26 protein-coding genes are annotated in these 21198 nt (G+C 31.1%); all 26 read left to right on the top strand.

Annotated features, from left to right (window positions below):
• Positions 1-34: 34 nt before the first annotated feature.
• Positions 35-1312: an ABC transporter ATP-binding protein gene (locus ON07_RS16345; protein ID WP_010231967.1), complete on the top strand. Its 1278-nt coding sequence runs from the start codon at positions 35-37 to the stop codon at positions 1310-1312.
• 88 nt (positions 1313-1400) lie between these two features.
• Complete coding sequence (locus tag ON07_RS12350; protein ID WP_237708926.1) at positions 1401-2132, top strand: CmcI family methyltransferase; 732 nt, start codon at positions 1401-1403, stop codon at positions 2130-2132.
• A 49-nt stretch (positions 2133-2181) separates the two neighbouring features.
• The gene (locus tag ON07_RS12345) at positions 2182-3120 is read left to right on the top strand and encodes a glycosyltransferase family 2 protein (RefSeq protein ID WP_010231962.1); all 939 of its coding nucleotides are present in this window, start codon (positions 2182-2184) and stop codon (positions 3118-3120) included.
• A gap of 246 nt (positions 3121-3366) precedes the next feature.
• Complete coding sequence (locus ON07_RS12340) at positions 3367-3903, top strand: CmcI family methyltransferase (protein WP_010231960.1); 537 nt, start codon at positions 3367-3369, stop codon at positions 3901-3903.
• Positions 3904-4021: 118 nt separating this feature from the next.
• Complete coding sequence (locus ON07_RS12335; protein WP_010231958.1) at positions 4022-4978, top strand: glycosyltransferase family 2 protein; 957 nt, start codon at positions 4022-4024, stop codon at positions 4976-4978.
• 2 nt (positions 4979-4980) lie between these two features.
• On the top strand, positions 4981-5904 hold the full coding sequence (locus tag ON07_RS16040; protein WP_010231956.1) for a glycosyltransferase family 2 protein: 924 nt from the start codon (positions 4981-4983) through the stop codon (positions 5902-5904).
• A 39-nt stretch (positions 5905-5943) separates the two neighbouring features.
• On the top strand, positions 5944-6141 hold the full coding sequence (locus tag ON07_RS16035; RefSeq protein WP_010231954.1) for a glycosyltransferase family 2 protein: 198 nt from the start codon (positions 5944-5946) through the stop codon (positions 6139-6141).
• Positions 6116-6475, top strand: coding sequence for a glycosyltransferase family 2 protein (locus ON07_RS16340; RefSeq protein ID WP_081483403.1), 360 nt, complete (start codon positions 6116-6118; stop codon positions 6473-6475). Before ON07_RS16035 ends, ON07_RS16340 begins: the two co-directional genes overlap by 26 nt.
• Entirely contained in the window at positions 6450-6968 is a 519-nt protein-coding gene (locus ON07_RS16025; protein WP_029331925.1) for a hypothetical protein, read from the top strand. The genes ON07_RS16340 and ON07_RS16025 overlap by 26 nt, the downstream gene beginning before the upstream one ends.
• Positions 6969-6970: 2 nt before the next feature.
• Positions 6971-7924: a glycosyltransferase family 2 protein gene (locus ON07_RS16020; RefSeq protein ID WP_010231947.1), complete on the top strand. Its 954-nt coding sequence runs from the start codon at positions 6971-6973 to the stop codon at positions 7922-7924.
• Positions 7925-7936: 12 nt separating this feature from the next.
• Positions 7937-8887, top strand: a complete 951-nt coding sequence (locus ON07_RS12315) for a glycosyltransferase family 2 protein (RefSeq protein WP_010231945.1) — start codon at positions 7937-7939, stop codon at positions 8885-8887.
• Between the two features lie 15 nt (positions 8888-8902).
• Positions 8903-9316 (top strand): glycosyltransferase family 2 protein, encoded by a 414-nt coding sequence (locus tag ON07_RS12310; RefSeq protein WP_010231942.1) that lies wholly within the window; start codon positions 8903-8905, stop codon positions 9314-9316.
• On the top strand, positions 9282-9863 hold the full coding sequence (locus ON07_RS12305; protein WP_010231939.1) for a hypothetical protein: 582 nt from the start codon (positions 9282-9284) through the stop codon (positions 9861-9863). Before ON07_RS12310 ends, ON07_RS12305 begins: the two co-directional genes overlap by 35 nt.
• Positions 9864-9874: 11 nt before the next feature.
• Positions 9875-10972, top strand: a complete 1098-nt coding sequence (locus ON07_RS12300) for a glycosyltransferase WbsX family protein (protein ID WP_010231937.1) — start codon at positions 9875-9877, stop codon at positions 10970-10972.
• Positions 10973-10981: 9 nt separating this feature from the next.
• Positions 10982-11962: a glycosyltransferase family A protein gene (locus ON07_RS12295; protein ID WP_010231936.1), complete on the top strand. Its 981-nt coding sequence runs from the start codon at positions 10982-10984 to the stop codon at positions 11960-11962.
• A gap of 3 nt (positions 11963-11965) precedes the next feature.
• Positions 11966-12781 carry a glycosyltransferase family 2 protein gene (locus ON07_RS16015; protein ID WP_010231934.1) on the top strand — a complete coding sequence of 272 codons (816 nt, stop codon included), beginning with the start codon at positions 11966-11968 and terminating at the stop codon, positions 12779-12781.
• 144 nt (positions 12782-12925) lie between these two features.
• Positions 12926-13597, top strand: coding sequence for a non-hydrolyzing UDP-N-acetylglucosamine 2-epimerase (gene wecB / locus ON07_RS17860; RefSeq protein ID WP_010231930.1), 672 nt, complete (start codon positions 12926-12928; stop codon positions 13595-13597).
• Complete coding sequence (locus ON07_RS17855) at positions 13521-14024, top strand: UDP-N-acetylglucosamine 2-epimerase (RefSeq protein WP_316928151.1); 504 nt, start codon at positions 13521-13523, stop codon at positions 14022-14024. The genes wecB and ON07_RS17855 overlap by 77 nt, the downstream gene beginning before the upstream one ends.
• 112 nt (positions 14025-14136) lie before the next feature.
• Entirely contained in the window at positions 14137-15402 is a 1266-nt protein-coding gene (locus tag ON07_RS12280) for a glycosyltransferase family protein (protein ID WP_010231923.1), read from the top strand.
• Positions 15399-15953 (top strand): glycosyltransferase family protein, encoded by a 555-nt coding sequence (locus ON07_RS17255; protein WP_237708925.1) that lies wholly within the window; start codon positions 15399-15401, stop codon positions 15951-15953. The genes ON07_RS12280 and ON07_RS17255 overlap by 4 nt, the downstream gene beginning before the upstream one ends.
• Positions 15940-16542, top strand: a complete 603-nt coding sequence (locus ON07_RS17250; RefSeq protein ID WP_237708924.1) for a glycosyltransferase — start codon at positions 15940-15942, stop codon at positions 16540-16542. Before ON07_RS17255 ends, ON07_RS17250 begins: the two co-directional genes overlap by 14 nt.
• Position 16543: 1 nt before the next feature.
• Entirely contained in the window at positions 16544-17626 is a 1083-nt protein-coding gene (locus ON07_RS12270; RefSeq protein ID WP_033445115.1) for a glycosyltransferase family 2 protein, read from the top strand.
• Between the two features lie 8 nt (positions 17627-17634).
• A complete protein-coding gene (locus ON07_RS12265; protein ID WP_010231917.1) occupies positions 17635-18312 on the top strand; it encodes an acylneuraminate cytidylyltransferase family protein in 678 nt (225 codons plus the stop codon).
• 1 nt (position 18313) lies between these two features.
• Positions 18314-19366, top strand: coding sequence for an N-acetylneuraminate synthase family protein (locus ON07_RS12260; RefSeq protein WP_010231914.1), 1053 nt, complete (start codon positions 18314-18316; stop codon positions 19364-19366).
• A gap of 142 nt (positions 19367-19508) precedes the next feature.
• Entirely contained in the window at positions 19509-20636 is a 1128-nt protein-coding gene (gene neuC / locus ON07_RS12255) for a UDP-N-acetylglucosamine 2-epimerase (protein WP_010231911.1), read from the top strand.
• A gap of 102 nt (positions 20637-20738) precedes the next feature.
• The gene (locus ON07_RS17245) at positions 20739-21134 is read left to right on the top strand and encodes a hypothetical protein (protein WP_237708923.1); all 396 of its coding nucleotides are present in this window, start codon (positions 20739-20741) and stop codon (positions 21132-21134) included.
• Positions 21135-21198 lie beyond the last annotated feature (64 nt).

Raw genomic sequence — 21198 nt, 5'->3', positions numbered from 1 at the left:
ATTAATTATAATATTAGTATTAAATCCATCCTAAATGTCTGTTATATTAAAAGCCGAAAACATTTCAAAGCAATACCGTCTGGGAACTGTAGGTACAGGCACTTTAAGTCATGATCTTAATAGATGGTGGCATAGTCTAAGAGGCAAGGAAGATCCATATTTAAAGATAGGAGGAGTTAACGATAGAAGTCTTAAAGCTTCTGAAGATTATGTGTGGGCGTTAAAAGACATTAATTTTGAAGTGAATCAAGGAGAGGTATTGGGAATTATTGGTAAAAATGGTGCTGGTAAATCCACCCTCTTAAAAATTCTTTCCAGAGTAACTGCTCCTTCAACTGGAATTATAAAGACAAAAGGACGAATTGCTTCCTTACTAGAGGTGGGTACAGGTTTTCATCCGGAATTAACTGGAAGAGAGAATATCTATTTAAATGGAGCAATTTTAGGCATGACGAAGTCTGAAATTACTAGTAAACTTGATGAGATCATAGATTTTTCTGGTTGTGAAATGTATATAGATACTCCTGTTAAGCGATACAGCAGTGGGATGACAGTACGATTAGCATTTGCGGTGGCAGCCCATTTAGAGCCAGAAATATTAGTAATAGATGAAGTTTTAGCGGTTGGCGATGCTGAATTTCAGAAGAAGGCAATCGGGAAGATGCAAGATTTATCTCATGCCCAAGGAAGAACTGTTTTATTTGTTAGCCATAATATGGTAGCAGTAAAAAGTTTGTGTGATCGTGGTATTCTTCTAGAAAATGGAATGGTTACAGCTACTGGCGACATAGCACATGTAATTGAGGAATATTTATCTAGTTCTAAAATTATAAGTAGAACAGAAACTAAAATAACAGATAATCATCGACGTACTAATACTTCAAGAGAAATACAACTGTCGAAAGTTTCAAGTATTCAGACGCATAATTTAATACGAGAAGAACTTAGATTTAAGATTGATTTAAAGCTGAATAAAAGGATTCCTGAATCAGTTATAGTGACCGGGACTATTTGTAATATAAGTGATCATGCTATTGGGTCTTTCTTCTCTAAACCATTTTTAATGAATAAAGATAATTTGAAAATAGAACTTTCTATTTTTAACCATAACCTATCAATAGGTGAATATTACATGCATTTTTCGATTTCAAAGGGTAATTTGGAGGGTGGAGATATAGAGGTATTGGACCATGCTTATGAAGCCATAGGATTTGAAATTTATAACGAAAGTTCCGAAAAGGATTATTTGCTTAATTGGAATAAATATTGGGGAGATGTGTTTTTTCAGTCAAATATTAAAATTTTAGATTGAATTAAATATAATTTATAGATTTTAAAAACTTTTCAGTCATATGATTATCAATAGAATAATGCTAAATACAAATTTTCGTAAATTTTCCATGAGCCTATTTCAAAAACTTAGATTATTTAGATATAATTATATCAAAAATAGAAATCTAACTGATATTGCAATATCCAATGGGTGTGACAAATGGGGAGCGCATTTTTATACACCTCATTATGAAAGCCATTTTGAATCACTAAGAAATGAAAAAATCATTTTATTAGAGATAGGGATAGGGGGGTATTCAAACATAAATTATGGTGGTGCTTCACTTAGAATGTGGAAAGAATTCTTCAAAAAAGGTAAAATTTATGGAATTGATATATATGATAAATCGAAATTAGATGAAAAAAGAATTAAAACATTCCAAGGAAGCCAAGTCGATAATTATTTTTTAGAAAAAGTTTTAAAAACATCTGGCTGCCCAGATATTATAATTGACGATGGCAGTCATATTAATGAGCATATTATTGAATCATTTAAACTTTTATTTCCAAAATTGAAAAATGGAGGGATATATGTTGTTGAAGATGTTCAAACTTCATACTGGCCAGACTACGGAGGAGATAGTGAAAATTTAGATAATCCTGATACAGCAATTAATTTCTTTAAATCATTAGTTCACAGTTTAAATTATCAAGAATTGCTTATTGAGGAGTATCAACCCACCTATTATGACCAAAACATAATATCTATTCAATTCTATCATAATTTAATTTTTATTTATAAAGGTTCAAATGATGAACCATCCAACATGGTAATAAATAATAGAATACTTAATAAATAAGCCCAATTAATAATTTTAAATATTATTGGGCTTTTAATTTATAAAATTGATGCTAGCTATCGTAATACCTTTTTTTAAAATTGATTTTTTTGAGGAGACATTATCATCATTAGCAAATCAAACAAATAAAAATTTCAATGTATATATTGGAAACGATGCTTCACCGGATGATCCTACTAAATTGATTAATAATTATTTAGTTGATGTTGATAAGGTTTATCATAAATTTAGTCAAAATATTGGGCAAGAAGATCTAACGCAGCAATGGTCAAGATGCATAGAGCTTATAAATAATGAAGATTGGATAATGATCTTGGGTGATGATGATGTTCTTGATTCTAATATGGTTGAATGTTTTTACAAACATTTTAAACTTTTTAATGGGAAAACAAATGTCATCAGATTTTCCTCCCAACTTATTTCCGAAGATTCAAAATTGATTAGTAAAATATATAATCATCCAGTCTGGGAAAAAGCACAAGACTCTTATTTCAAAAAATTTATAGGTTTATCTAGAAGCTCGTTATCAGAATATATTTTTTCTAAAGAGGTATATAAGAACAAAGGATTTCAATCTTATCCACTTGCATGGTATAGTGACGATAGGGCTTGGTTTGATTTTTCAGAAGGTAAGAACATATATTCTGTTAACGAAGCAACAGTTTATGTTAGAAATTCCGCTTTTAATATTTCAGGAAGAACTGATAATCTTCATGAAAAAGAGATGGCAAAGAAACAATTTCTTACTTATCTTATAATAGAGAAATTGAGTCTTTTTAATTTAGAAGCACGTCTTAAACTTATAAGAGAATATGAAAAAGTATTAAATATGAGTGGTGCTTATAACTTATCTGCTAAATTCAAATTAGGGCAACTTTATATTCAGAACTATAGTTATTATGAATTTAAAAAAATTTCTAAAGCGTACCATAAATATCAGTTTTTAGTATTTATAAGGGATTTTAATGAGATTGCAATTAAAAATTAAGAAATCAACAATTTAAAATGATCATTAGATATATCAAAAGTAAATTGTCTTTTAATATTAGAAATAAATTAAAAAAAAGAGTTTAAAGATATTCTAGCATATGCTTACAGAAATAATCTAACAAAGCTTGGTCTTATTTATGGTACAGATAAAGTTGGAGAACATTTTTATACCGAGCATTATCAAACTCACTTTAAAAAGTTTAGGTTAAAAAAAATTAATTTACTCGAAATAGGTGTTGGAGGCATGAAGAATCCACTTAAAGGTGGAGAATCTCTTAGAATGTGGAAAAAATATTTTCAATTCGCAAAGATCTTCAGTATAGATATTCACGACAAGTCAGCACTTCAGGAACAAAACATTAAGATCTTTAAAGGAAATCAGGTTGATAAAGATTTTCTTGAAGACGTCTGTAATGAAATTGGTGAAATAGATATTGTCATAGATGATGGCAGCCATATGAATGAGCATGTTATAGAATCTTTTAAAATACTATTTCCCAAATTAAAAGATGGGGGAATTTATGTAGTAGAAGATACACAGACCTCCTATTGGGAGCATTATGGTGGTGATAGTAAAGATCTACGCAATCCCAAAACCATGATGAATTTTTTTAAGAGCTTTACAGATTCTTTAAACAATCAAGAGTTTATAATCCCTAACTATGAGCAAACCTATTTTGATAAGAAAATTGTATCCATGCATTTTTACCATAATCTGATATTTATCTATAAAGGCAATAATAATGAGAAATCTAATATAGTAGTAGATAACAAATTATAAGCCTTATATTTTACAAGCTATTTTATAATTATCTATACGATTTGAAATAGATAGATTTGTAAAAACTATCCCTGAATTAAAAATTCTTAAAGGATGATTTCTGAATAGAAAAGGTATTATGAATTTTAAAATTTCTGTTATTATTCCGGTTTTCAATGCTCAATTATATATTGAAAAGGCAATCTTATCTGCTTTAGTTCAAAAAGAAGTTGCGGAAGTGATCGTGGTAAATGATGGAAGCACTGACAATACCTCGAAAATTCTTGCTAAACTTGAGAAGGGATATTCTAAACTTAAAACTTACAAGCATTCAAATGGCGAAAACCGTGGTAGGGCATCAAGTAAGAATTTAGGAATTACAATGGCAACTAGTCCGTTTATTGCATTTTTAGATGCAGATGACTATTATTTAGAAAATAGATTCGAGAATGATGTAAGATTGTTTGCTGAAGACAGTAGTATTGATGGAGTTTATAATGCAATCGGGGCCCACTTTTATAGAAATGCCTCAGAGGATGAAAAGGAGCGATTAAAACTTACCACTATTCAATATCAAATTGAATCAAATGAATTATTTGATAAGATGTCTCCAAAAGGAGATGCTGGTTATTTTTCTGGGGATGGATTAACTGTAAAGCGTGAAATTTTTGAAAAGGTAGGTTGTTTTGATAACAGACTCAAAGTTGCAGAAGACACTCATATGTGGATAAAGATGTCTTTAAAGGCTAAATTGGTAGCCGGAATCTTAGATAGACCTCTAAGTATTCGTGGTGTGCATGACTCTAATGTGTTCCATTTATATTCAAGCCTTCTTTATAAAAGAAATATGGCATTAATGTTTAATTCTTTATTAAAATGGGGCTATAGCAATCAATTAAAAATGTCTGTTTTAGAGTATTTTTATAAAAATTCTTATATCAATTTTAAATATCTCGGTGAAGAGGAGAAGTTTAAACAATTTGGCGTATTAGATTGGCTAGAATATGCATTGAAATACCCAAAACTCCTAAGATTGAAATATTTTATTTATACCAATCCCTTAGTAACATTTTTTAGAAAAGGATTAAAGTCATAGTATTGAAAGAACCTTTAGTTTCCATTATAATTCCTACTTATAACCGAGCACATCTGCTTGGTGAAACTTTAGATTCTATAAGCTCTCAAACTTATCAAAATTGGGAATGTATTGTAGTAGATGATGGCTCTACAGATAACACTAACGATTTATTAGATAGGTATGTATCTAGAGATAATAGATTTCTTTATTATTCCAGACCTTCAAATTTTCCTAAAGGAGCCAATTCATGTAGAAATTATGGTTTTGATAAGTGTAATGGAGAATTTGTGAATTGGTTTGATAGTGATGATCTAATGCAGCCCGATAATCTTCAATTAAAGGTTGATACTTTAACTTCAGACCTAGACTTCGTAATTTCCAACAGTCTTAATTTCGATGAAGTCGGAAATATATCCAGACCATATTTGCTCGCTTATGATTTATCTATTACCCCAGAAAATTTTATAACCGGAAGAATTGGTTGGATAACAAACGATGTATTGCTTAGAAAGGAAAGTATAAAAATTAGATTTAATGAAAATTTGAGATCGGGGCAGGAGTACAACTTTTTTTCTCGCTATCTTTTTTATACTACTAAAGGAAAATTCCTTAAAGAGGATCTTTGTTATAGAAGAATTCATAAGGACTCTATAAATCAATCAACATCTTTACAGCTATTAATAGATAATGAGTTCTATTTGTTGCAGGATCTTGGTTACTTTGCAAGTTCAAAAATTGTAAAAAGATCTTTAAAACGAATTATTCGATTTTCCTATAAGTTAAAGAAAAGTTCTTCTTTGAGTCAGATTCAATTAAAAGTATTAAGAACACTAAGATCTTATAAAAAGTATAAAACTATATGGTATTTTTCGAATTGGATTATTTTGAATGCAGTTTTTGGAAAAGGATATATTTTTATTAAAAAGGCAATTTCTAAACTATAAAATTCTTTGCATAAACAGTATTGCTTTTAATATAAGCTGATGAATCAAAATATAAAATCTTCATTAATCTCAATTATTTTGCCTGTTTATAATGGCGAGAATTATCTGGTTTCAGCAATTGAAAGCATACTCGCCCAAACCTATCCGAATTTTGAATTGATAATAGTTAATGATTGTTCTACAGACAGAAGTTTAGAAATATCAGAGAAATATCAAAAAAAAAGATTCCAGAATTAAGGTCATCTCTAATATCACAAATAAAAAATTACCTATTAGTTTAAATATAGGTCACCAATCTGCTAAAGGAAAATATATTACTTGGACGAGTCATGACAATCTATTAAGGAAAAATTTTCTTGAAGAATTATCTAGGGTTATGGAACGAGAGAATGTAGATATTGTCTTTTCAAATTATGATATCATTCGGTCTGATAATTCAATTAAAAGAATTCAGGTTGCAGGTCCGGCGGAATATTTATTAATAGGAAATTATATTGGTGCTTCTTTTTTATATAGGAAAGAGGTTTTTGAGGGTTTGAATGGTTATGATCCTGAACTTTTTTTTAATTGAAGATTACGATTTTTGGATTAGAGCTTTAACCCAATATCGATTTTTTAATTTGGATAAAAACTTATATTCCTACAGAATTCATGGAGAAAGTTTAACATCAAAAATCAATTTGGAGGAAGTTCATGGAAATTCGTATAATATTGCCATCTCTATTATGTTGGAAGGAGTAGCAAAAGATTTTAGGTGGAGCGAGGAAATGTTAAGCTTTATTAAGATGATCCATCTTAATAAAAAGGAGGTTTTAAAATATTATTTAAGAAATAAAAAGCTCATTGAACTAGACCTTAAGAAAATGGCAACTAAAAATTTAGACTTTAAGAAACTAAAATTAGGCTTGATAAAGAGCATGAGAATAATCTTGATTCAAAATAAGAGCGGACATAACTTTAAGAACTTAATTAATATTTTGAAAAGTGAAAGATCTATATTATTAGAAAGCACTTTCAATAAAAGAGAGACCCTGGGTTTAATTAAAAATTCATTATTCCACTGAATATGAAAAATCCAAAGATCACCATTCTAATTGCAACTTATAACAGAGCAAGTTTGTTACCCAACACGCTGCAATCTATACTGGCTCAAACCTATATTAATTGGGAATGTTTGATTATTGATGATCATTCTACCGACGGTACTGAAAAAATAGTTCAGGATTTTATAAAAAGGGATAAACGTTTTAGCTATTATTTGAAATCTGAAAATTATAAAGTAGGACTTTCCGGAACCAGAAATTATGGGTTAGATCTTGCAGAGTCTCAAAACTCTGAATTTATTCATTTTTTTGATGATGATGACTTAATGCATCCTAAAAAGTTGGAACTTCAATTAAATGGATTACTTGAAAACCCTGAAAGCATGTTTTCTATTTGTGGGAGAAGAAATTTTGAAAATGACGCTAAAATAGATTGGGAGGGTCATCAACAAATTTTTCATTCTAAATTATATTCGTTTGGAGAGGCATTTTTAATTGGAAAATTAAGATTGGTAGCTCAGGTGTTCTTATTTAGAGCACAGTATTTAAAAGATCAAAGGTTTGATGAAAATTTAAGATATGCAGAAGACTGGGAATTCTTTTCTAAATTGTTCCTAAAAGAAACTCCAAAGTATGAGGTTTTAGAACAAGTGCTTTTTTTTAGGAGAAAACATTTGAATTCTATGACAGAAGACTTGGATAGAATGGGTCTTCGTGCTTCTAATTTAAACACCGCAGTTAATAAAGTTTTTTACTTTTTAGTAGACCAGAATTGCCATACGCCAAATAGTTTGACTTACTTTGGAAGAGTATTTCTCCTATATCATTATAGTTCTAATAATTTAGAATTGATAAAACAGATATCAAAGGGAGATAGAATATTTTCTAAGTTGAGCAAAAGGCTACGAATGGCATTAAAAATTCATTATTTAACGAGGAAAATGATGCTTAGAATTCTAATTTATAATTCAAACTAATAAGTTTAGATATTGGATAATTATAGGGTAACCATATTACTTGCAACTTTTAATCGTGCTCATTTAATTGAGGAGACCCTTAATTCTATTAAATCTCAAACGTATAAGAATTGGGACTGCATTATTGTAGATGATCATTCCACCGATGACACTCCTAAGGTGGTAAGTAGCCTCATTGCGGAAGATTCCAGATTCAGTTACTTCCTAAAGACCGAAGCCTATAAAAAAGGACTTTCCGGAACTAGAAATTACGGGTTAGACCTGGCAAGAATAAGAAACGCTAAATATATTCAGTTTTTTGACGATGACGATATCATGCATCCTGAAAAATTGGAATTACAGATCAGTCCTTTTATAGAAAATCCGGCATTAAATTTTACTGTCTGCAAATTTGAGAAGTTAATTGAGGATGATAATGGAGATCTTCGCAGATTAAAACCTGAATTCAATTTACACCATCAACACCTTGGAGATGCAATTTTAACAGGAAGGTTTAGAATGAATAATTTAGGTCCGATCTGGAAGATGACGATTATAGATCAATTCAGGTTCGATGAAGAATTAGCCTATGCTGAAGAATGGGAATTATTTACCCGATTAGGCTACCTATATCCTAATAATTATAAAGTGGTAGATGAATTTCTGTTTACCTATAGAAAGCATAACAAATCTCTAACTTTGGGAGGAGATAAAAATTATGAAAGAAGGAAAACATCTGCTATTATTAGAATAAAAATATTTGAATTCCTTACTAATAATAAATTACATACTCCGGATAGTATAAGATTTTTAACTGAATCTTTTTTGTTAAAAGCTTATCATCCTGAATTACTAAAAGAACTTAATGCGTATTGCGAGCAAGATCGGATTCTATCATCAAAGTATAAGTTTTATATAAAGGTGGTAATGCGTATTACTAAGTTTTACAGAAAAATAATTATAAGATTAGGTTTTTGGATCTAGAAAGCACTCAATTTAATGAATGAAAATGTGATTGTTTCCGTTATTATTCCAACCTATAATAGGAGCAGCCTTTTAATGGAATCTTTGAGATCTGTGGAAAAACAATCCTTGGGAAACTTGGAATGTATTATTATAGATGATGGCAGTACCGATGACACTGAAGTTATTGTTAATAGTTTTATAGAAAAAGATTCCAGATTTAAATACTTTAAAAGATCTGAAGAATATGCTAAAGGAGCTTGTGGATCAAGAAATATGGGCTTTGAGAAAAGTATTGGGAAGTATATCCAATATCTAGATGATGATGATCTATTGTCTATAAATAAACTGGAACTTCAGGTTAATATATTAAACGATGTTGGGAATTTTAAAAGTGTAACAACTTGCGATTGGGATGTTTACTGGAAAAATAAAAAAATTTGTCGCTAGAAATATATTTGATAATGAACATAGTATAAAAGCTGATCAATATCTAATTAAACTGGCTGAGAAAGAATCTTTTGTTCCTTACCATACTTTTTTAATACCTCGGAATGTTGTTTTGGCTGCAGGAATTTGGAACACTACATTAATTATTAATAATGATGCGGAGTTTGTCCTGAGAATTATGTTGAATGCCGATAAATTGCTCAATACTGTGGGCTGTCATGTGCTTTATAGAACTCATCGAGAAAATAGATTAAGTGCACGTTATACCAAAGAAAGCATTAAGTCTTTGTTGAAAGGGTATGAAATAATGATTTCAAATTTAAAAACGCAAAATTTCAAAAACAAAAACTTTTTTAAGTGGAGATTGAGAAGAGTGCTTTTAGCTTTTTGGAGGACTGATAAAGATGTGCTCATAAAGCATAAAGAGATTTTTCGAGAGAACGGAATCTATTTAAGTCTTGCCAACTTCTATTTTATTAAGGGTTATATTTATAAAATTGTCTATCCTATTGTAAAAAAAATGAAGATTAAAATTAACTCTAAGTAATTTTAAACATTATGCCAAAAGCGAGAATTATCGCATATTATCTACCACAATTTCATCCCATCCCAGAAAATGATCTATGGTGGGGAAAAGGCTTTACAGAATGGACCAATGTAAGTAAAGCTAAGCCCTTATTTAAAAATCATCAACAACCTAAAACTCCCGCAGATTTGGGTTTTTATGATCTTAGAATTCCCGAAGTAAGAGAACAACAGGCAGAAATGGCTAGGTCTTATGGGATAGAAGGATTTTGTTATTGGCATTATTGGTTTGGGAATGGAAAAAGGTTATTAGAAAAACCTTTTGAAGATGTTTTAAGATCCGGAAAACCCGATCTTGGATTTTCTCTAGCATGGGCAAATGTAAGTTGGGGAGGCTTACCTTATGGCGATAAATATAAAAGATTACTTATAGAACAAACCTATCCGGGAGAAGAAGATTTTAAAAAGCATTTTTATGAGGTCTTACCTGCCTTCTTGGACAAGCGTTATATAAAGATTCATGGGAAACCTATTTTCACTATTTATAACCCTAAGGGTTTACCAAACCCAAATAAATTTATTGATCTCTGGAATAAATTGGCTCAAGAAAATGGATTAGAAGGTATACATTTCATTGCCTATCAGCACTTTGATTATCCTTATAAGAAATTTGGATTTGATAGTTTAACTCCTCCAAGTCCATCTCATTTATTTAATAGAGTGAAATATAATGTATTAGATAGAGCAGTTAATAAAATTACAGGGTATAGATTAAATCAGTTAAAGAAAGGCACTTTAAAACTTAGAAATATCTATACACATAAGCAAATATTAGAAGCAAGTGATTATTCAGATTTGGATGAAGGCTTGAAATTCTTTCCGAGTTGCAGTCCAAATTGGGATCATACTCCAAGAAGTGGTAGTAAAGGCCAAGTAATTATAGATCAAAAACCTGAATACTTTTATCATAATTTGGAGAATTGTTATAAAAGAATAGAAAACAACGATCCCGAAGAGAAAATAATATTTGTGAAAGCTTGGAATGAATGGGCAGAGGGAAATTATTTAGAGCCAGATTTGAGCAGCGGAACTGAAAATTTGAAGCAAATAAGTAATTTTCTAAATAAATAAATATTCAAAATGCGCACGGGAGTTAATCCAGAGAAGTTTAAAACAGAAAAGAATGTTCATTACTTTCATAGGGTGATCGTTCCTGTGCATGTTCCAGAGAGTTCAAATTTATATTATAAAGAAGCTATAGAAGTTCTAAAAGTATGTCTTCAATCCTTATTTAAATCTATAAATAATGAGACTACTGCAATAACTATTATAAACAATGCTTCTAATACAGAAGTAGAAGAAGTATTGTCTGGTTATTATAAAGATGGACTTATAAATAAATATGTAATATATAAAGAGAACAAGGGAAAGGTTAATGCAATTATAAGTGAAGCTAGAGCATGTTTTGAACATTATATTTCTATTGCAGATAGCGATGTTTTATTTATGGAGGGTTGGGAAAACGCGTGTTTTGAAATCTTCAATTCTTATCCCAAGGCAGGAGTGGTTTCTCCAGTTCCCTCCCAAAATTTATCACTTTATTATAACCGCTCCTTATTTTATGATCTATTCTTAAAGGGAAAAATAAAATATGGAAAGGTAGTAAGCGATTACGATTGCGAACTTTTTCTGAAAGGATTAGGAAATGCGGCCTTGCTGGATAGAAATAATGTTGAATATTCATGGAAACAGAAACAATACTATTTAGATAAACCTATAAGGGCTATAGTTGGTGCAAACCATTTTATTGCTACTTATAGGCGAGAGGTTTTACTGTGGAATAAAGAATTTCCTCAGGAAAAATTTAAAAAGGGTTACGAAGAATATTATTTAGATTTTCCTGCAGATCGATTGGGTTGGTATAGACTTTCTACTTCCAAAACTTTTGCTTACCATGTAGGAAATGAGTTAGATGATGTGGTCTCTGAATTCTGTAACAATCCTAAATCAAAAATCTCCCAAGAGAGTTTTAAAGCTTTAAGTAGACCTAGGCCATCCCAAACTCCCTATAAACTTAAAAGAATATTTTTTAAAGTACTTAGAAGTATAAAACAACTCTAAAAAATGAATGATTCTTTTTTAGTAAGTATTATCATTCCTGTTTATAACAGAGAAAGTTTTCTTCGGGAAACTATAGAATCTGTTATAAATCAAACTTATAAAAAGTGGGAGTTAATCTTAGTTGATGATGGTTCTTCTGATACATCTATATCAATTGCGAATACAGCTGCGCAAAATGATAATAGAATTTTAAGCGTATGTAGACCAAATACTAAATTAGGTGGTGGTAATTCCGCTAGAAATTATGGATTTCAAAGATCAAACGGAGATTTAATCAATTGGTTTGATAGTGATGATCTTATGCATCCTGAGTTTATAGAAAGAAAGGTTGAAGAATTTAAAGACCAGGAAAACTTGGAGTTAGTTTTTACAAAAACTATAAGAACAGATTTTTCTGAAGTAAATGTTCCAGATGAAAGGTTGAAATATAGTTCAACTTTTTTACAAGATTATGTAGTTAGAAAAATAAGTTGGTATTTGCCAGATGCAATGTTTAAAAGGTCTTTTTTAGAGGACAAACAATTATTTGATGAAAACCTGTTAGCAGGACAAGATCGAGATTTTTATATTAGATTATTTGCTAGAGAATTGCCTAAGATTAAAATTTTAGATTTTTATGCTACCTACTATAGAATTCATCAAGATAGTATTTCAGATAAAATTTATAGAGAAGCAAACATCAAGATGCAAGTTTCTCACTACAACAGTCTTATAAATCAGGTGGAGGTTCTGAATGAGTATAATTTATTAGGTAAAAACTTAAAGCAACATTATTTACAGGAGCAAAAAAAAAAGGCTTCCTGCGATAATAAAAAGTAAAGCTTCATTATCTAAATATTTTAAGGAAGTAAAAAAACTTTCAGATCTTAATAAAACCACTGTAGAGACATGGCTTAAGTTATTTCTTGCGTATTTTAGCTTCCAGATATTTGGTAAAGGTGAACATTTTTTAAAATAAAATATTTGAAAATTCTTCTTTGTTTTGGTACACGGCCCGAGGCTATTAAAATGGCTCCGATCATTAAAGAACTCGATCGTCAGCATATTTCTTATAAAGTGTGTGTAACAGCTCAGCACCGAGAAATGTTGGATCAGGTATTGGATTTTTTCGACATCATTCCGGATTATGATCTCAGTTTGATGAAAACAGGTCAAAGTCTAAACTCTCTGAGCGCTTCCATATTAAATTCTATAGACCCTGTTTTAGATGACTATAAACCAGATGTGGTTTTGGTTCAAGGTGATACTACAACAGCAGCTATGGTAGCTTTGGGTAGTTTTCATAAGAACATTAAAATTGGTCATATTGAGGCGGGTTTAAGAACTTATAATAAAAAGTCTCCGTTTCCTGAAGAAGCAAATAGACAACTTATAAGTAAATTAGCCGATTTTCATTTTGCGCCAACTTCAGACTCAAAACTAAATTTGGAGAATGAAATGGTAGATACAAAAGATATCTTAATTACCGGAAATACGGTTGTAGATGCACTAAAATGGGCAATCAAAAAGATTGATAATCAAGAATCTGAAGAAATTATTAGAGTCAAAGATCTTATAATTGAGGAAAAAAAAATTGATCCTTGTAACCGGACACAGAAGAGAGAATTTTGGAACTGGTTTAAAAAGTATTTGTGAAGCATTGGTAAATCTATCTCATTTAGAGAATGTTCAAATTATTTATCTCCTTCATCTTAATCCTAATGTATCTGGTCCTGTAAAGGAAATTTTAGGGGAAGTAAAAAATATTAGCCTAATTTCTCCTGTTACTTATCCTACTATGATCTTTTTAATGCAGAAGTGTGATCTTATTATTTCAGATTCCGGAGGTCTTCAAGAAGAAGCCCCCAGTTTTAATAAGCAGGTTTTGGTAACACGGAATCACACAGAACGAATGGAAGGAATTAAATTTGGATTTTGCTATTTAGTTGGAACTAATTCTTCAGTAATATTTGAAAAAGCTAAAGAAGTTCTAACTAATCCTACAAATAATTTAGACAAGGTGAACCCTTATGGAGATGGCTTTGCATCTCAAAAGATTATCGAATTTCTAAAGATAAAATAGCGTTCTAAAACGGCATACTTAGAAAGAGTTTCTTTAGGCTTAATATTTTATATTTGTAACTCGCACTGCTAGCGGCTCCTCATTTTTTATTGAACTTAAAAAGATTAAATAATTGTCTGCTAAACAAAAGATCTTAGTTGTAGTTGAATCTATTGATGTTGAAGACAGCAGCGGTGCTAAGGCTAATTTGGCTCTTATTATTAATCTACAATCTTCAGGATATCATTTAAAAGTACTTCATTATACTAGGAAAGATATACAAATATCGGGTATTGAATGTGTAGCCGTAAAAGAAAATAGGAGAAGTTTGTACTTCTATTTAAGTCGTTTAGAACGACAAATACGATACATTTTAAAAATTAAATTGAGTAAACCATTAGAGAATATCTTTGGATTCTCTTTTACCCTTTTTAATGATAGAGATAGCATAGTTTCTGCTTTAAAAGTATTAGATTTTTCCAAATTTGATCTTGTTCTCACCCTTAGCCAAGGGGGAAGATTTAGGCCGCATCATGCATTGCTTAAATTACCACATCTTCATAATAAGTGGATGGCATATATTCATGATCCTTATCCAATGCATCTATATCCTGAGCCTTACCCATGGAAAGAGCCGGGATATAAGATCAAGTCTGAATTTATGGAGGAAGTTTCTATAAAAGCTGCATTTCATGCTTTTCCAAGTAAATTATTGATGAAATGGATGGGGAACTATTTTGAAGGGTATTCAAAAAAAGGTGTTGTTGTTCCTCATCAAATCTTAGAGGAACAATTTAATTTAGAAATTACTCCAAATTATTTTGATGCTTCTAAATTTAATATTGTTCATTCTGGTAACCTTTTATGGGGTAGAGATCCTAAAGGATTGATAAATGGTTATTTGAAATTTATCAATAACATTCCAGAGGCTGAAGATGAAAGTTGTTTGATGTTTTTGGGTGGAAAGAATCATTATACAAAGCAGTTATTGCATTACCATGGAAAGTACCACAGCATCTATGTAAGTGGTAACTATGTGCCTTTTGAAGAAACTCAGTACATACAAAAGGAAAGTGCTGTAAATGTGATATTAGAAGCAAAGGCGAAGACAAGTCCCTTCTTACCTGGTAAATTTCCTCATTGTGTCTTAGCAAATAAACCTATTTTGCTACTTGGGCCTCCCGTTAGTGAATCAAGAAGATTGTTAGGAGAAGATTATAGGTTTTGGTCTGAAATAGATTCAGAAGAAATTATTGCTGACTTGATTGGAGAACTTTATAGAGATTGGAAATTAAAATCGGGGAATCTCAGTTTAAATAGACCAGACTTGGAAAATTACTTATCGGAGGACCATTTGAGATCTGTAGTGAATAAAGTTTTCCAAAAAATAGAATCATGAAGATATTAATGGTTTCTATGTTCTCGAATCATTTTTTTAATTGGACCAAACAATTGGAAGGTCAAGGGCATACTATTTACTGGCTCGATGTATACGATGCCAATATTCAGGTAGAAAAAATAAGCTTTGTGCACCACATAATTGGCTGGAGAAATAAAACAGATTATCCGGGCAGATATAAGATAAAGAAAGAATTACCAAAACTCTATGATTTTATTAATAAGTTCAATCAAAATAATTTAGTAGATATTTTCGAGAACAAATTGATTGAAATTCAGCCGGATATTGTACAAAGTTTTGAAATGTTTTCTTCCTGTGTGCCAATTCTTGAAGTGATGCAAAAAAATCCGAAAATTAAATGGGTTTATAATATTTGGGGAAATGATCTATTCTATTTTAAAGAATTTTCCAAGCCAAAAGCACAGATCAAGGAAGTTTTAGAAAGAATAAATTATCTTTTTTCAGATTGCGAAAGGGATCATAAAATTGCTGAGGATTTAGGGTTTAATGGAGAGTTTTTAGGAGTATTTCCAACTGGTGGGGGGGTATGATCTTGACAAATATGATAAGTTCCTAAAGGAAGCTTCTGAAAGAAAAACGATTTTAATAAAAGGTTATGAGCATGAGTTCGGTAGGTGTGTTAAAGTATTAGAGGCACTTACAACTATGAAATCTGAATTATCGGGTTATAATATTGTTGTATTTGGTGCTAATGAAAAAGTGGAGGTTTTCAATAAAAAGAATTTCGATAATTGGGACAATTTGATTATTTACAAGCAAAGAGCACATTCCGAAATTTTGAAGTTGATGGGAGAATCTTTGATCTATATAGGTAACAGTATATCAGATGGAATGCCCAATACCTTATTGGAAGCTATCATTATGGGGGTATTTCCAATTCAGTCTAATCCCGGTGAAGTTACTGCAGAAATGATCACTCATGGCTTGAATGGACTTTTGATAGAAGACGCGGAAGATTCCTCTGAAATAAAAAGACTAATTTTTCAAGCGTTGAACGATCCAATATTATTAAAATCTGGTGTTGACTATAACTTGAAAAATATAAAGCCTAAATTAGAGCGAAGTTTTATTGAGAATCAGGTAAGGCAGAAATATCGATATTTACAACAAGCACAATAATTTGCTATCAATAATTTATTCATACAGGAATAGAGACTTAAATAGATTAGAGAATTCGTTTAATTCTTTGGACAGACAATCTGTAAAAGATTTTGAGGTTATCTTGGTAGATTATGGTTCTGAACCAGATTTGGCTAATAATGCCAAGCGGTTATGTTCAAATTACAAGTTTATTTCTTATACATATCAATTTACCCAATATCAACCGTGGAATAAATCTAAAGCATTAAACTCGGTAATAAAAGATCTGAATACTGAACAATGTTTTGTTGCAGATGTGGATATGATCTTTAGAAGTGATTTTATTGAAATAGCTTATACCTTAAAAAACCCGGAGAACATTACTTATTTTGAAGTTGGATTTTTAGGTCCGAAGGAAAATCTAAAAGATCTGAATTTTGCTGATATAACCAATTATAGAAAAAGCACTCATGAAGCTACAGGGCTTAGTTTATTTCCTGTTGCCGCTTTAAAACAGATACGCGGCTTCGATGAGTTTTACCATTTCTGGGGAGCTGAAGACACAGATGTTCATAAAAGGTTAATTGAAAAGGGCTATAAAGTAAATTTCTATAATTTAGAAACTTTAATGTTCCATCAGTGGCATCCGAGTTATAGAAGTTCAGAGTCTAAAAAAATAATTAAAGATTACCAGATCTCTGGAATAGTGCAGTTAAATCATCAGTATTTACAAAATAATCTGCTTAAAATGTCTCTGGATGTGAATGCAAAAGGATGGGGCGAAACTTTGTTAAAGGAAGAATTGCAAAGTTTAGAAAAGCAATCTGTAAACTTGATTTTGAATACTGAAAAAAGAAAAATAGATAATTTGCTATTTGGAATTCTTCCAAATCTTCGAAACGGAATTTTAAAAGTGAGGGTTGAAAGTTTAAAAAAGAGTAATCTTCAGCAAAAGCTTAAAAAAAGTCTGGGAAAAAATGTTCCTGAATATTACTCACTAAAAAAAGTAAATGATCTGATTTTGCTACATCTTATCTCATATTACAGAGATAAACCTTATATTTTTAAAATAGATGATAATTTGCAGAGTATTGAATTTGCTTTGGAAATATCAAATAGATAAAAATCCTATTGAAAAAGCAAAAGAACATAGCCATCATTCCCGCTCGAGGTGGATCTAAAAGATTACCGGGTAAGAATATTAAGCTTTTAGAGGGGTTACCTTTAATTGTACATAGTATTAATTATGCTAAACAGAATTTGGGTATTATAGATAAGATCTATGTATCTACAGATGATTTGGAAATAAAGAATATTGCAAAATCAAATGGAGTAGATGTTGTAGACAGACCTATAGAATTAGCTCAAGATCTGACGTCTACTTTGCAAGTTCTCCATCATGCAATAATAGCGCTTCAGGAGCCATATGATAATGTTATTTTACTACAGCCTACAAATCCATTAAGACCTCACGATTTATTAGAAAATGCTTATTCAGAATATTTAAAAGGAGATTTTGATAGTTTGATGACCGTAACATCAAATCATCAAAAATTCGGAAAAATAAAAGATTCTAGTTTTATTCCCTTCAGTTATAATATGGGACAAAGAAGTCAGGATCTGGAACATTTATATTTTGAAAACGGATTGCTTTATATTGTCAAAACTGAAATTATAAGTAATGGAAAACTGTTGGCTCCTAATAATTGTGCATATGTGGTAGACCATCCCTGGGCAAAAGTTGATATTGATACCTTTGAAGATTTTGAGTATGCGGAGTTTTTAATGAAAAAGGAGAATAGAAAATAAGATGATACACACGAAACCATATATTGAAATATCTGGAAGAAAGATTGGAGAGGATTATCCACCTTTAGTGATTGCTGAAATTGGTATTAACCATGAAGGTTCTCTCGAAACTGCTAAAGAAATGGTTGATGCTGCTCATAGAGCTGGAGCAGAGATGGTTAAACATCAAACTCATATTGTAGAAGACGAAATGAGTTCTGAGGCTAAAAAAGTGATACCAGGAAATGCAGATATTTCTATTTATGAAATCATGAAGCGTTGTGCTTTAGGTGAAGCAGATGAAAGAAGTTTAAAAGAATATGTTGAAAGTAAGGGTATGATCTTTATTTCTACCCCATTTTCTAGAGCAGCAGCAAACAGGTTAGAAAATTTTGAAGTTCCTGCTTATAAAATAGGTAGTGGAGAATGTAATAATTATCCCTTGTTAGAACATATTGCCGGTTTTGGGAAACCTATAATTTTAAGTACTGGTATGAACAGTATTGAAAGCGTTGAAAAAGCGGTTGCTATATTTGATAAATATAAAGTTCCCGTTGCTCTCTTGCATACAACTAATTTATATCCCACCCCAAAACATTTAGTAAGATTAGGGGCTATGCAGGAGCTTCATAATTCTTTTCCAGAAAAAGTGTTTGGGTTGTCAGATCATACTTTAAATAATAATGCTTGCTTAGGTGCTGTAGCATTAGGAGCTTCTATTTTAGAAAGACATTTTACAGATCATATGAAACGTACCGGGCCTGATATTATTTGTAGTATGGATGAAAAAGCCTGTGCAGAACTTATAATTTCAAGTGCGGAAATTGCGCAAATGCGAGGAGGTAAAAAGGAAGCGGCACAAGAAGAAAAGGTGACTATAGATTTTGCGTTTGCAACGGTGTGTAGTATAAAAAACATTAAAAAGGGAGAGGTGTTCTCTAAGGAAAACATTTGGGTAAAGCGTCCTGGTACTGGTGAGATCTTAGCAGAGAACTATGATCAAGTTTTGGGTAAGATGGCTACGACTGATATTAAGGTTGACAGACAATTGAAATGGTTAGATGTTGAAAATTAACGTCATTCTGAACTTGTTTCAGAATCTCATAATAATGTAAATCGATACAATATTGAGACCCTGAAATAAATTGAGGGTGACGCAAAAACTTTCAGGGCAAATAACGTTTATAAATCAAAATGTATTTTTAGCGAAATAATTCATGATTAAAAAAAGAATTCTTTTCTTAACAGGCACCAGAGCAGATTTTGGAAAGATCAAATCGCTTATTCAGATCTTAGATTCTGATGTGGACCTTGAAGTCTTTGTTTTTGTAACTGGTATGCATCTTCAACAGGAATATGGATATACTTTACTAGAAATTGAACGCTGTAATTTTTCCAACGTTCATACCTTCGAAAATTTCACTCACGAAACCACCATGGATCTCACTTTGGCAAAAACTATAGAAGGTCTTTCTGGTTATATTAAGGAGATCGATCCGCATATGATAGTGGTACATGGGGATCGAGTAGAAACTTTAGCAGGAGCTATTGTAGGGTCGCTTAATAATATTTTAGTAGCACATATAGAAGGTGGGGAAATCTCTGGAACAGTAGATGAATTGATACGACATAGCGTAAGTAAGTTGAGTCACATTCATTTTGTTTCTAATAATGAAGCGTGTAAGAGGTTAATTCAAATGGGAGAATTGGAGAATTCGATCTTTGAAATTGGATCGCCGGATATCGATCTAATGTTATCCCCGGATCTTCCAGATTTGAATGTTGTTAAAGAATATTATCAAATTCCATTTCAGCGTTATGCAGTAGCAATGTTTCATCCTGTTACCACAGAAGTATTGCATATAGCAGCATATGTGAAAAACTTTGTAGATGCTTTGTTGAATGATGATCATAACTATGTAGTGATCTATCCTAATAACGACTTAGGAAGTAAAACTATTTTGAAAGAATACAAACGGATTTTAGATAATAAAAGATTTCGGGTTATTCCTTCTTTAAGATTTGAATATTTTCTGAGTCTTCTAAAGGAAACTCAATTTATAATTGGTAATAGCAGTGCGGGGATTCGAGAAGCTCCTTATTACAAAATACCAATAATAAACATTGGAACAAGACAACAAAATAGATCTCAATTTGCAGATATCATACATGTAGATTATGACACAAAAAGTATAAGCCAAGCATTAGATGTGGTAGATGATCACCAGATTAGCTATGAACAAACCTCCTATGGTAAGGGAAACAGTGCATTTGAATTTTTGACATCTCTTAAGAAATCTACTTTGTGGGGAATAAATCATCAGAAACAGTTTAAAGACCTCTAGTTTGCTAAATAACCTCTGGATTGTTTTTAATACTTTTTAGAATCTTCTCCTTAGTCACTATTATTTTTATCTTTGGCTAATACCCATTTATCATTATAAAATTTGAGCTCTAAAAAAATTTTAATTTTACTTCCTGATGGTGTAGGCTTAAGAAACTTTGCCTTTTCTAATTTTGTAGAGATTGGAGAGGAACTAGGTTGGGAAGTGATCTTTTGGAATCAAACTCCGTTCGATTTGAGTTCTCTTGGACTCAAGGAAATCAAACTTCAAGTTAAACCAAGACCATTTACAGATCTTTTAAAAAGAGCTAAGATAAATTCAGAATTAAGTCATTTTGAAAATAAATGGAATGATCCGGTATATAGTTCTTATAAATTCTCGCCTTCCTTTAGTGGAATAAAGGCGATACTAAAAAATAGCATTGTCACAATTTTAGAGAACAGTTCAAAGAATGAGAATGGATTAAAGCAATTGAGATATAGATTAAAAAAAGTCTGAACGTAGTTCCAAGTTCTATAATCATTGTAAGGAGGTCTTAGAAAGAGAAAAGCCGGATATTATA

It is taken from the genome of Gillisia marina, assembly GCF_000258765.1.
Lineage (GTDB): Bacteria > Bacteroidota > Bacteroidia > Flavobacteriales > Flavobacteriaceae > Gillisia > Gillisia marina.
The sequence above is the reverse complement of the archived record's forward strand: the minus strand, read 5'-3'. Positions and strand labels throughout refer to the sequence as shown.